Annotated in this window: 10 protein-coding genes; 1 reads left to right on the top strand and 9 read right to left on the bottom strand. The window is 40.4% G+C overall.

The annotated features are described in order from the left end of the window. Positions 1 to 7: 7 nt before the first annotated feature. The 8 genes from K4A83_RS13680 to K4A83_RS13645 form a co-directional block, all read right to left on the bottom strand. Positions 8 to 1,393 (bottom strand): hypothetical protein, encoded by a 1,386-nt coding sequence (locus tag K4A83_RS13680; RefSeq protein WP_265265161.1) that lies wholly within the window; start codon positions 1,391 to 1,393, stop codon positions 8 to 10. A gap of 70 nt (positions 1,394 to 1,463) precedes the next feature. Then, entirely contained in the window at positions 1,464 to 2,039 is a 576-nt protein-coding gene (locus tag K4A83_RS13675) for a Uma2 family endonuclease (protein WP_265265160.1), read from the bottom strand. 15 nt (positions 2,040 to 2,054) lie between these two features. Then, complete coding sequence (locus tag K4A83_RS13670) at positions 2,055 to 3,230, bottom strand: glycosyltransferase family 4 protein (protein WP_265265159.1); 1,176 nt, start codon at positions 3,228 to 3,230, stop codon at positions 2,055 to 2,057. Next, the gene (locus K4A83_RS13665) at positions 3,227 to 4,180 is read right to left on the bottom strand and encodes a class I SAM-dependent methyltransferase (RefSeq protein ID WP_265265157.1); all 954 of its coding nucleotides are present in this window, start codon (positions 4,178 to 4,180) and stop codon (positions 3,227 to 3,229) included. Before K4A83_RS13665 ends, K4A83_RS13670 begins: the two co-directional genes overlap by 4 nt. Beyond that, positions 4,180 to 6,612, bottom strand: a complete 2,433-nt coding sequence (locus tag K4A83_RS13660; protein WP_265265156.1) for a glycosyltransferase family 4 protein — start codon at positions 6,610 to 6,612, stop codon at positions 4,180 to 4,182. Before K4A83_RS13660 ends, K4A83_RS13665 begins: the two co-directional genes overlap by 1 nt. Then, positions 6,591 to 7,934 (bottom strand): methyltransferase domain-containing protein, encoded by a 1,344-nt coding sequence (locus K4A83_RS13655; RefSeq protein ID WP_265265155.1) that lies wholly within the window; start codon positions 7,932 to 7,934, stop codon positions 6,591 to 6,593. The genes K4A83_RS13660 and K4A83_RS13655 overlap by 22 nt, the downstream gene beginning before the upstream one ends. A 110-nt stretch (positions 7,935 to 8,044) precedes the next feature. Next, on the bottom strand, positions 8,045 to 9,355 hold the full coding sequence (locus K4A83_RS13650; RefSeq protein WP_265265154.1) for an ABC transporter ATP-binding protein: 1,311 nt from the start codon (positions 9,353 to 9,355) through the stop codon (positions 8,045 to 8,047). Positions 9,356 to 9,381: 26 nt separating this feature from the next. After that, positions 9,382 to 10,209 (bottom strand): ABC transporter permease, encoded by an 828-nt coding sequence (locus K4A83_RS13645; protein ID WP_265265152.1) that lies wholly within the window; start codon positions 10,207 to 10,209, stop codon positions 9,382 to 9,384. A 145-nt stretch (positions 10,210 to 10,354) separates the two neighbouring features. Between K4A83_RS13645 and K4A83_RS13640 the strand changes: the two genes are divergently transcribed. After that, positions 10,355 to 12,667 carry an O-antigen ligase family protein gene (locus K4A83_RS13640; RefSeq protein WP_265265151.1) on the top strand — a complete coding sequence of 771 codons (2,313 nt, stop codon included), beginning with the start codon at positions 10,355 to 10,357 and terminating at the stop codon, positions 12,665 to 12,667. A 14-nt stretch (positions 12,668 to 12,681) separates the two neighbouring features. Here the strand turns inward: K4A83_RS13640 and K4A83_RS13635 are convergent, their stop codons facing one another. Next, positions 12,682 to 13,104, bottom strand: coding sequence for a DUF29 domain-containing protein (locus tag K4A83_RS13635; protein WP_265265149.1), 423 nt, complete (start codon positions 13,102 to 13,104; stop codon positions 12,682 to 12,684). Positions 13,105 to 13,381 lie beyond the last annotated feature (277 nt).

Here is a 13,381-nt window from a genome sequence, read left to right as displayed (position 1 = left end):
TTATTTCTTAATAATTCTTGTTTATTCTATTGGATAACTGAATTCCTTTTTGAATTTGATAAAATGCAATGATGTATGAAGTGTACAACATAAAAGTTGGAATGTTTTGAAAAACTTTAGTAAATGAATCAATAATTGATGGATATTTAGTCCACATATAATGATTTAAGCAAAAGTAATAATAGTCTAAATCTGTGATGAATGGTGTTTCGGGACAGGTTGCATCTGGGGTAAATATTTGAACCATTATTTCTGGATGATTTAAAATAACTATATTTGGCAGTGATATTAGTAAGAAGAATATCATAAATAATATTCTTCGATGAGTAAATTTATTTAACACAGTTGCTTCTAAAATTGATGTAGTTTCTTGAGGGTAAAAGTTGATTGTCACGATTAAGAGACTTGGTATCCAAGGAATGACTAATCTTGGACCCCAGCTGTACCAACCAAAAGGAGCCCACCAGTTTGATAAACCATAAGTTAAAAGTCCTAAAGTTCCTATTACTAACGTTATCGGAATTAGTTTATGGTAACTTTTTTTATTCTTGAAAAACAAAAAATAAACAATTGCTGCTGTATACAAAAAAAATGATGTCCAAAAAAATAAAATTCCTCCATTAGGAGATAACCATAACCCTAAAAAATTGCTAAGTTTTTGTAAATTATCTGTTACGATAAATTGATCTTGCAGTAAGTATGTATTGGTGTAGCTTCTATATCGGAAATAGTTAAAAACACTGTTTATAGTAAAGCTTCCAATGATTCCTGTAATTACACTTATCATTTGAAACCAGAATCGTTTAGGTTGTTTTTTAAAATTAGGATATAAAATTAAAATACTAATAGCAACAACAAATGGAAAAGCTGTTTCTTTTGTGATTCCCACTAAAAATGATAAGATCGCAATTAACCATACTGGAGAATTAATTAGAAGTGATGCGGTAAAACCTAAAGTAATAAAGGTAGCTGTCATTTCATTAAAGGTCGATTGAGCATACCATAATAAAGGACTACTAATCATAATAAGCAATCCTGTATTAGCTATCCAAGAGTTGTGAAGTTTACTGAGAACTTTAAAAAATAATAGAATTGAACCGAAAAAGCTGATGGTATTTATGGTGGCTAGAATTCTTAATATAATTGGTTGATCCACACCTAACTTAGACAGCAAAAAAGCTGGCACAAATTGAAATATTGGAAAGTGAATTACGGTATTACAATTAGTATAGACTCTGTTATTTAAGCATTTCTCAATATCAGAAACACTTTGAACTAAGATAATTGTATCTCCTTCATAGTACGGCGAATGAAGAAATATAAGAGTTAAAGCGACAAAAAAAACATATACAAATAAATAGTGATGATTTTTAGTAAGTGATTTTTGGGTCATGATTTGTTTGCATATTTTTTGCTTGCCTAATTTTCTTCTGGTTTCCTTGATGTGTAGTAAATTTAGTTAACTACCAAATTTTATCTAACTTCAAAACAAATCCAGATAAAAGCGGATCTCCTTCAATAGTTTCAGGAGATTGTAAACATTCTACTGAGCTTCCGGGACGATAGATATAAACTCGCCGATTTTTGCGGTCAATTAACCAACCCAAAGATGCTCCATTTTCTAGATACTCTTCCATCTTCTCTTGTAACGGTTTAAGATTATCACTAGGCGATCGCAATTCCACCACAAAATCAGGACATAAAGGGGCAAACCTTTGACGCTGCTGGGGCGGAATGGCTTGCCACTTCTCGATTCTCACCCAAGACGCATTTGGAGAACGCTCCGCACCATTGGGTAATCGGAAACCCGCAGAAGAATCAAAATCAATTCCTGTCCCATCTTCATCAGACCAGTTGCCCAATTGTTGGGTTAATTTAGCATTACAATGCCCTGTTTCACTGCCATTTGGTGACATAACTAACAATTCTCCTTTCGCATTTCGTTCAATGCGATAATTGGAGTTAATTTGACAGAATTGAAAAAATTGCTCTTCTGTCATATCTAGGGCTGGACGAGTTTGAAGAATTAAGACAGTCATGCTTAACCCCAAGATTTAGCGCGAAAAATCTACTGCTCTATACTGTTCCGTAATGGTTTCCCAATTATATTGTTTTAATACAAAACTATGACCTTGATTGCTTAATGCTGCTTGGATTTTTGTATTCTGTTTCAATAGTTTCAGAATGTATTCAAATTCATCTAGATTCTCATACCATAATCCTCCATTACCACGTCTACATTGCCCCACCAAAACATCAGACTTTCCATTCACTAACACTGCTTTCCCCATCGTCCAAGCCTCCAACAATACAATCGAGAGACTTTCATAGGGAGAAGGCATTACCAATAAGTCACAAGCTGCTAGAGCATCCCATTTCGTCTGCTCCTCCACAAAACCTAACGGGATAATATCAGGATGTTCCGGAATTGTCATCACTGACTTCCCCAACAAGACCAACTTTCTCGGTTCAGACTCCTGATTCCGGAGATGGATAAAATATTGGAATAACTCCTCACAGCCTTTGGATGGGTCAATCCTGCCAATATACAGCAAAAATGGATCTTGGATATTATACTGCTCACGGAAACGCTCTGCACTGTAACTTTCTGGTGGATCAACTCCAATGCCAATCACGGGGCCATCAATCTTGAGTTGAGGAAAGCGTTTCTGAACAAAACTCTTTTCTTCTGGAGTGTTAAAGATAAATCCGCGAGGTTTCTGGAAAAACTCATCCCACATCGTCATGTAAATCGTCCATTCATCATGAGCAAGGGGTTCTAGATACGCTTTGTCTGCTACAAGGGGTAGGATAAAGTAGGTGGTGGCGTAAAGGTAGCCAAAGAAGATAAAAGTGTCGTAATCTTCACGATGCTGACTGATATACTGAATAAGGTCTTGGGACATAGGTCCTTGTGCCTTCATCCAACTTTCTTGCTCTTCTAGAGAGGCAGTTTGAAGACGAGGAGCAAGCTTTTCCGAGAGACGATTAAAGGCTTTGACATTGCGCTTTTGGCTGATGCGAAACCGTCTAACTTTGACCCCACTTACCTCTTCAATGCCGACAGGATAGTGGTTTTCCCAAGTCATATAATCGAGGGCGCAGGTGGTTAGAATCTCAATGTCCCAATATTCAACCAGATGTTGAGCAATTTGGAGACAGAGATTTTCTGCTCCTCCTCCAACTTCTACCCCACACCGTTGAACAACAAAGGCTACTTTTCGTTTCATTCTAGCTCTTCTGGGGGATAACTTCGGTAGAGGAAAGAGGGTTTTTTAGTATGACCTTCTTTAGCGTTTTTTGCGCGAACAAAAATATATTGTCCGAGGTCATTTTCTCTCGCTTTTAAAAAAGGTTTGAGTTGAGAGAGAGAGGCATAACTTCCAGCATTATTTTGATGAACATCGGCAGTAAATAAACTGTCAATTTCAAAACCGAGGTAAGTGAGGAGTAAATAAAGCTCATGCTTATTATATTCTCGGTTATGTCTCCCGTAAGGACCATAGCCAGAGTAGGGGTCATAAATGTTCGCCCCCCCTATCATTTTCGCTACATTTTCTAGGCGACTGACGTTGGGTGTGGTTAAAATTAGTGTTCCATTGGGTTTTAAAATGCGTTTGATTTCGTGTAAGACTGAAGCGGGGTCTAGTAAGAGATGTTCAATAATTTCGCAAAAGAGAACGACATCAAATTGCTGATCTGAAAAAGGAAATGGGTCTTCTTCAATGTTAAAGTGATAGGATTCAAGCTGAACGGATTCGAGTTGCTTGGATTGAAAATCATCAAAATTTACGGTTTGGGTGATGACCGAATCAAAGTCTTGCCCGAAGTAATTGGCTAATGTCAGTTTTAAGGGAGTAAATTCTCGGAGTAGAAACGTAGTGAAGTAGGGATTTGCTCCAAGTTCTAGACATTCACCGGATAAATTTTGTGTCAGTCCATAGGTATAGACAAATCTGCGGAAGTCTTGGGTGCAGTAATTGGCCATTTCCTCCGGTGGTGCATCGGAAACCAAGACGGTTTTGAGAAATTGAAAGAGTTGTTCCTCGCTGACTCCTGGGGGTAGGGGTAGGGGGGGACAGAGGGGAAAAATATCTTCTGGACTTTCGGCTAAAGTTTCTCTGAGTTTTCGTTTGGTTTTGCTCAGGATTTGTCGGAGGTTGAGGGCAAGATTTTGCATTAGAAAGCTTGTTCTAATTTATGAATGATGGTGTCTAAGTTGGTCTGAATACTCGTGGGTAAAAATCGATAACGCTGCTGCTGCTGCGCTCTGATGACTTTATCACGCAAGTCCAGATCATGGATCAGGAGTTTGGCGAGGGCAGCAATGGTCACGAGGTCTTTTTTGTCGGTAAACATCAGTCCTGACCCTTGTAGGGTTTCTGGGACAGCACTACTCTTGTAGGCGAGAACGGGAATATCAAACCACATAGACTCAATGAGGGGAACGCCAAAGCCTTCATGTTCGCTCATAGACCAGAACAGGTGAGCGGTACGGTAGAAGGCTAGGAGTTGAGTTTCATTGACTTTTCCTGTGATGATGACGCGCTCTTTTAATTCGAGTTCTTCAATGATGTTGAGCAGGTGGCAGTAGTAAGGTTCACTTTTGTTCCCCCAGCCGACAAGGATGAGTCGTGCATCTGGGTCTAGGGTCAGGTAGTGGGCAAAGGCTTGTACGAGGTCGTCTTGTTTTTTGTTGGGGGCAATGCGACCCACAAAGAGGAGGTTTTTGTAGCCATCTTGGAGGGATGCCATTAAGTGGGGGTCTGGGGAAATGTCCCACTGAGCGGGGTTAATGATAATGGGGAGGACGGAGGGTTCTCTAAAGCCACAGGCTGCTAATTCAGATGAATTATAAGCAGAGTCTCCCACGGCGATGGGGAAGGTTTGGGCAAGGGTGGGGAGTTCTTGGCGACCTTGGGCAAGGAGTTGGGCAAATTTGGGGTCAAAGGGTTGGAAAAATTCGGCGGGGGTGATGTTGTGGTAAATCAGACATTTTGCCCCAGGGTGAGTCAGGGCGAGGGGGGTCACTTCCGACCCAATGGAGTGGTGATAAATCAGGCCTGCTTTGGGGTTGAGTTTTTTGTCGGGGAGGAGTTGGATTTCTTTAATGACTTTTTCTTCAACATAACGGGTAAAAATTTCCGATGAATAACCTTGACTGCGGAGGTAGTTGCGAATGGCTAGGGCTTGGTTGGAGATGGCATCCCCGTAACTGAAGTTGGGGAGGAGTTGATGAATGGCTTTGAGTTGGCGACTTTTTCGTGAGGATGCTTGGGGGGTGAAATTCCATCCCATTTGGAGGTGGGATGTGAGGGGAGTGGGATAAGGACTGGAGAGGGATGTTGATTCTGGATTCTCTCTTTCCTTTTTCCTCTTTTCTCTTTCCTCTTCCTGAATCAGTCCGAGGGCGATTTCGTATCGTTCCATTACTTTGTCCCATACGGCATTATTTTGGGCGTATTGGTGGCCGTTTTGACCGTATTGGCTGAGTTCTTGGGGAGTGGCTTGGTCTACCTTGTGGAAGAGTTCGGCCCATTCGTTGAGGGTGCTGGCGAGCCAACCCCCTTGAGCGGTAGATACGGCGAGGGAGGTGGCGAGACAGTCTCGGTGGGCGGCGGCGGGGCGTTGCTCAAACCAAGCTTCCATGATGACGCGGGAGTAACTCTCGTTGCGGCTGGGTTGGAAGAGGGCTTGGCAGTGGCTGAGGAGGGCGGTTTTTTGGTTTTCTTCGACTAAACCTAGGTCAATGATGCCGGATGTCAAATCACTATAGGATGAGTTGCCGGGGCCGGCTAGAACGAGTCTGAGGGGGGAATCAGGGTGTTTTTGTTTAAAGGTGGTATAGGCTTGGATGAGAAAATCGGTGTTTTTGGTGGGGTCACGACGACCGAGACAGAGGACAAAGGGGTGGGTTTTGAGGGAAAATTTGCCGATTTTTTCGATGGGGGTATCGCGCTGAATTGGGATCTCAACGCCTGCTCCCGCGACGATGCTTTTAGGCAGAATGCCGGGGCCGTAGAGATGTTGCGCGAGTTGGGCTTCTCCTTCGCTGATGAAGAGGAGGCCTTTGGCTTTGTGAACGATTTGGGCAATTTCAGGGAGGTAGGCGTAGACTTCGTTGTGGAGACAGGGTTGAAGGTAGGCCCGTTCTGCAACGAGGGGGAGTCCGTTGAGGATGATGCCGTAGAGGTAGGGCAGGAAGATAAAGGCGTGGTAATGCTGTTGGTGTTTTTTGAGGTATTTGAGGAGGGCTTCTGAGTTGATGTTTTCCTGGGCAAAGATGGCGGAGTCTGTGGGGGAAACGGGGGAGACTCCGATTTTGAGTTGTTCGAGGGGGAGTTTTAAGAGGAAGCTGTTGACTTGATCAAAGGCTTGGGCGTTGCGGGGGTTAACGGGGAAACGATGGACTTTTAACCCCGCTTCGGTTTTTACACCAGCCGGATAATGATTGACTGCCCAGTTTTCTGGAAAGGCGCGACAGCAGGTGGTGAGGACTTCTACTTTGTGTCCTCGTTGAGCGAGTCGGGTGGCAACTTGGTAGGCTTGTTGTTCAGCTCCTCCTTTGAGGTCTTGGCCCCACCAAGGGACTACAAGGGCGATGGGTTGCATGGTTTGTATCCAATGATGGCGTAATCTTGGGGGCCGTAGAAGTATTGGTTAAATCGCTGGGTGAGTTCTTCTGTTCCTTTGATTTGTAGGGCCTCTTCATAGGGATGAAGGGGGAGGACTTCTACGGGTTCAAATCCGGTGTTGTCTAGTAAAAACTGAATGAGGTCACTTGGCAAGGGATTGCGGTGGGTGGGGTCGAGGTAAAAGGTGCGGGTGCTGACGAGGATGTTTTGGGGGTTGGGGGTTTCAAAGATGGCGACTCCTCCGGGTTTGAGGACGCGGATGGTTTCTTGGAGGAGTTGGAGGAGAGCGGGAAAGGGGAGGTGTTCGATGATGTGGAATCCGGTGACGGCACCAAGGCTGTTGTCGGCTAGGGTTTGGATGTGCGCGATCGCATCCACTTCATAAACCTCTAAATTCTTACTCCGACATTCTTCCAGCATCATCCGGTTTAAGTCAATCCCCTGAACCTGATACCCCTTCTCTCGTAAAAACTCTAGCCACTCTCCCCGTCCACATCCTAGGTCGAGAATAGTGTCAGATGCTTGTTCTTTAGCTTGTTCAATGAAAGGTAAATAAACTTTAAGTCGCTTGGCAATTTCTTCATAGCTGCCCCTAAACTTTTCTTCAAATGCCACATAGAAAGCGTCTAATAAGTGTGCCTCTTCTTGTTCTGAATAAGATGATTTTGATGCTGGTTGAGTGGGAATATTAGTTATTTGCTGATTTGAAAATCCAGTTCTATTTTCTAGAGACTGAAGAAGGTTAGCAAATGTTTTTTTATTATAAGTTAATTCTAGCTGTAGTGCTTTAATTTGATGCGTGTGTTTTTGTTCAAGAGCTTGGTGTTTTTGTTCAAGAGCTTGATAATGATTTTCTGAAATTTCTCGTTCAAATTCAAATCTTTTATTAAGTGTGTTAATTAATTCTTGATTCTTCTGATTAATCTTGACTTCTGTGAGTTCTTGAAGTTCTTTGAAAGCACTAATGAAATTTTGATTAACAATACCTTGTTTTTTGAAAACAAAGTTATATAGCTTAAGAATTACCTTTTGAATAATACGGATTTTTAAAGGAAATCGATTCAGCTTATTGGGAAGTTTGTCAATACTTTGTGAATTTAAACTAGCATCATTCAGTAAAGCTTGAAGACGGCTAGATAAAACCGACATTGTTGTATCTGGACTGAGATTGATACTTCCTATAATATTTTGATTAATATTATTTCTACGAGGAACAGTAAGATTTCGTTTAGCCACTTCTTGCCTAATTTGCTCCATTAAATCATCAACATTGATTTCTGGGTTATTGGGTTCAATCATGGTGACTCCTTTTCTTTTCTAAAGTTTTAGTATATTTCTCAATATATTAGATGGTGCGTCAGGTATGAACTTGATTGTTTATTACGGAAGTTTAATTACTTTGATATACACTATATTTGGGGATCTCTATTTAAACTCAATACTGGAGGAATTTCTGGTAAGTTTACTTCAGCGTTCAAATCAATTAATCCATCACATAATCTTGCGTTAATGACTTCTAGTAAAACTAAATCGTCAATCCAATCATAACTGATTCCTTCCGTTGAATGAACTCCAATAGAAATAGAATAAAGTCCTTTATTCAAAAAACAAGGAACTTCAAATTCTACAACAGTAGATTGATGTTTTGATAAAGAAGGAATTGACTTCTTTAAAAGATAAGTATTTGTTCCATATAAAATAACTCCTGTTAACGTTCTCAAAGATAAACCAACTACGATGTCATCTAAGTCGTTATTGCCTTGAATATTAACCCTTAACTTGAACTTTGAACCTGTTTCGACTTTACCTTTTAAGTCAATGTTATCTAGATTGGTAATGATGGCAGATTTAATTTCAGCGAAGGCGTTACCATGACGGTGATAGTCTTGTTCATTTGGTATATTGTCAGCAAAGGCATTTGATTTTTCTGTCTCTACCTTATGTGATTTTTCTAGAGCAATCATATCAGAACTATGGTCTGTATGATGGTCGCTACTCAGTAAAGCAATATAGCGATTCGCTACAAACTTAGGTGTTCCTTGTTCTAAAATCCTACCTTGATTTAATAAAATCGCACTTTCGCATAAAAACTTGACACTGGACAAGTCATGGGAGACAAATAGTAAAGTAACTCCATCCCCTTGTAATTGTCTAATCTTTTTCATACAGCGTGCTTGAAATTTTGCATCTCCTACTGCTAAGGCTTCATCAACAATCAAAATTTGAGCGTCGGTGTGAGCAGCAACGGCAAACGCTAAACGAACTGCCATACCGCTAGAATAGGTTTTAATCGGTTGGTCTAAAAAGTCTCCAATATCGGCAAAAGCAGCAATTGTATCAAATTTAGCTTCGATTTCTTTTTTTGTCAGTCCTAAAATTTGACCATTGAAAAAAACATTTTGTCGTCCAGTAAAATCGGGATTAAAACCACTGCCTAATTCCAAAAGAGCCGCTACCCGACCTTGTATATGAACGGTTCCCGTGGTGGGGGTTAAAGTTTTAGCAATGATTTGGAGTAGGGTACTTTTACCTGAGCCATTTTGACCAATAATTCCTAGAGTTTCTCCTTGATAAACTTCTAGATTAATATCTTGTAATGCCCAAAATTTCTGAGAGTGTTTTTTCCCTGGCAGCAAAATTTCCTTTAATCGGTCAATAGGTCGGTGGTAACGCCGATAACATTTGGATACATTGTCTAAAGCAATAATTGTTTCACTCATTCCACCACTTTGGTTAGTCGCAACCTCTAGAGTACATCAGCAAAGGCAGGTTGCAACCGCCGATAGACCCAGTATCCGCCTAAAAATACTACTACAGCAATCATGCTAGTGACTCCCCATTCTCCCCAGTGTCGGACTTCTCCAAGGAGAATTAAGTCCCGATAGATTTCTGCCAATACAGCCAAGGGGTTTAGCCATAATACAACCTTGCTGAGTTGTTCTGGGATGGCTGACGCAGGATAGACGATGGGTGTTGCGTAAAACCAAAGATTGAGAATGACTCCCAAGGTCTGGGGAATGTCTCGCAGGAAAACGGTAAGTCCTGCGGTGAGGTATCCCAGTCCGATAGTGAAGAGGAGTTGAGGCAGCCAAATCAGGGGGAGGAGGAGTAGGGTGGTATGGATGGTTTGAGTGGAAAAACCCACAAAGACAATGAGAATGATTAATCCAAATGTACTTTCCAGAAAAGTGGACAGGATGGGGACGAGGGGGAGGAGTGTTAAGGGGAAGACGACTTTTTTGACTAAATTGGGTTGTCGAATGACCGAAGTTGCTGCTAGGGTAAGGCCACTGATGAACGTAATCCAGGGGATAAGTCCGGCAAACAGCCAGAGTCCATAGCTGATATCATTAGCAGGGAGTTCTTTTAGGCTGAGTTTGACCTGTAGAACAACAGAAAAGACGTAGGTGTAAATGAGGAGTTGAGATAGTTGGTTGAGGAGTGGCCAGAGGTTTCCTATAATAGAGCCTTTATATCGTGCTTCTAAGTCCCGTTGTACCAGTGCTTTTAGGAGGTCTATCCAACTTAAATAGTTTTTTCTATTTTGTGGTGATGTTTGTAGTTTTCTAATCACGTTCAATCTAGTTAATCCTATTATTGGTTTTCTATTTATATGCTTGTCTGATAACCTTACAATCAATTAGATATAGTTGTCTAGTTTTTAGGTATTTTGAACAATTTTTGCAATTTTACAAGAAATATTAAAAAATATTGATTGAATGATTAAGCTAAAATTTTTCCACTTTTTACCTGCTCTTACTGTTTTGCTGGGCAGTGTTATTTGTATTCATCTATTAGTTCCAGTATATCCTGCGTTTACCTTACCCGCTATTCCAGATTTATTTGGTGTAGCTGTATTTAGTGGAATTTTGGCTTTCGTTTTTGCCTATCAAAGACATTTACTGGTTTCTAATATATTTTTTTTGAACCACGAAATTATATTGCTAGGTTTAATTTGGTTGAATACTTTAGTTCTGATTGCTCCTCGGGCTATTATCTCTTTATTTAAAACACCTAATCAAGCTTGGATTCCTTGCCGAGAGATTCCTGGCTTTGCGACAAAAATAGAGTGTTTACTACAAGCTTCTGTAGCTCAACATTATGGAATTAGGAATTTTTTTATTTTGCTTTGTGGCGTTACATTAGGAACTTTATCTTTTATCTTAGCTCGTACTGTCCGCCATGCTTGGAAAATTCAGTTAGGTGCTGTGGTTTTTGGGGCTTGTCTGGTCGTTGTTACCGGTTTTTTAGGTCGATTTTTAGGGATTTCGCAAGTTTTACCCAAGAGTTTGGTCTATAATCCTTACGGTGTGTCTTATATGACACAGATTTTTGATAATCCTGGTCCTGTTTGGACTTATATTGCACCGGGTTTAGCTGTTGTTTTATGGCTAGCTTTTTCTGATTTAAATTTAATTAGAAAATTTATCTGGTCAGCTTTATGTTGTCTTCTAATTGTGGGGATTTTTGCTACAACTCAACGAGGGGGATTTGTTCTGTGTTTTTCTTATATAGCTATTTGTGGATTGTATGCTTTTTTAAAAGGAATTAAGAAAAAAAATATTCCCATATTAATGTTTGGGGGATTGATTATTTCTATTTTGGGATTTACTTTTTGGTCTTTACTCAAAAATCCTCTATTGATTTACCAATTAACTCAATCTGTGGGATATAATTGGAAACCTGCCAATATTTTTCTAGATCCTGCTCGTTTTAAATTAGTGCGAGTCGCTTGGAAAATGTTCCAAGACTCTCCCCTATTTGGACATGGTTATGCAAGCTGGTATCAGCTTGTTTCTGAATATAGTCAATTTTATGATGTAACTGTTTACCATAGCACACATAACTGGTTTGTACAGCTGTTTGTAGAGTTTGGTGTTTTACATACTATCTTGATGTTAGGTTTAGTATTCGCTACTTTTTGTACTTTTTTTTCTATACAAAAGAAAACTTATTTCATTGATAGAAAAGTTGAGCTATTAATCTTATTGAGTTTATTTAGCTTTTTGATTCCTTCTGTCTTAGGTAATCTAGATGATATTCGTCCAGTTTTTTATACTCAAACTATTTTTTTTACAACTGTTTTTGGGATTTCTGTAACTAATTTGCCCAAAAAACAAACAATTTTTGTTCTTAATAAACGAATAATTAGTCAATTAATTAACAAAAATAGATTTAATTTATTATCTAATATTTTTTGTATTTTGACTGGCTTATTATTATTAGCAATTTTATTTTGTGCTTTGAGCTTTACAAAACATGGTTCGGCTTTTGATGCAAACACTTCTAATAGGACTGGGATGATATCTAGATGGTTAGGTCAGTCTGTAGAATTGGCTGTTTTCAAGACACCTGAAGGTAAACCTTATTCTATTTCCCAACTAACTCCATTTAAAACACCAATGGCTATAGATATAAAAAAAGATAGGTCTTCTTTTGAAATAACAGTCAACCCAGATGAGCAAATATCTTTAGCTTTAGAGAATGGTAGACGTTGGATTCCTCGTAAGCATCCGATTACTTTTTCTGAAGGAATGCCTGATACCTCTCGCTGGATTAGTGCTATGGTCTATTACCCCTTTTTACAGTCCAATTTAGGAGTGAGTTGGTCTAGGGGAATGTATTGGTGGGAGAATTTGGGGGGACGATTAGGGCGCTGGTGTACGGGGGATTGTTGGTTTTTGGCGAAAAGCTGTGGGGTGCAAAATCGCTTGGACTTTTCTATTCTCTCACCCCGACCGGATTTGACTACAACACAGCCTCTACCGGTGACTCTTTCTGCCTATAGTCTGCCAGTGGGAGGGGAATTTTCGAGTCAGACGTTGAGTAATTTGCCTCAACCGTTGATGCAGCAAAAGCTACAGTTGAAGACACCAGAGGAAAGACAAACGGTGGGAGTGGTGGGAACTCCTGATACGGCATGGTATTTGGTTCATGCTCAGACGGATTCTATTTTTAATCCTCAAGTTCAGGGATTTTCGACGGATAATCGGGATTTGGGTGTGATGATTGCTGAACCTGATTGTGGTTAACTGGATGGATTAGTTTAGGGGGAAATTAAAGCGAGGGCTTGAGTTAAAATAGCTTCTTTATCGATTAGAGTTTCTAGGGTTGTCGTCTCATAAATGCCTTCTGCGACTTCTAAGGAGGCGCGGTCTAGGGCCATTGGATAGGCGACTTCTAGGATTTCTTGAAGTTCTTCGATGCTGAGGTACCATCCTCCTGCTTTACGGCGTTTGTTTTTTTCTTGAATTTCTCTAGTGCTGTTGCGGATGGAGACATCCCAGGAACGAGTGGTACGATTTTCGGCTTGTTGTTTGATGAGGTGAATCAATAAGATGATGGCATAACTGCGAATGTTGTTGATTTTGTCGTCTTTGCTCATTTCTTCGAGTTCTTCGACGATGACTAATGCGCCACTAATATCGCCGCGCAATAGTCGTTCTTTGAGGGTGAGCAATTCTTCCATAATCTGCTGGGGATTTGGGGGTTAACAGCTTTTTATATCTGTTTGAGCAAAATCTAAGCCTTTGAATTTTCCCTATACTTTCCAGTTCTTCAATTCACTTGTCCCAGTCGATTTGGTCGAAGTGGCGATTCCGAAGGTTTTGGATCGTTGTTTTTGACACTCCACTGCCTAAAGGCGAGTGGATTCTTTCCTCATAGACTCTTGTCTAGCCAATCAGAAATTGACCCCGACAGAACGTCTCCGAAAGCATTTTGAATCACGGGCTGTCCGACCGCGA

It is taken from the genome of Spirulina subsalsa FACHB-351 (assembly GCF_026130165.1).
Lineage (GTDB): Bacteria > Cyanobacteriota > Cyanobacteriia > Cyanobacteriales > Spirulinaceae > Spirulina_A > Spirulina_A subsalsa_A.
The sequence above is the reverse complement of the archived record's forward strand: the minus strand, read 5'-3'. Positions and strand labels throughout refer to the sequence as shown.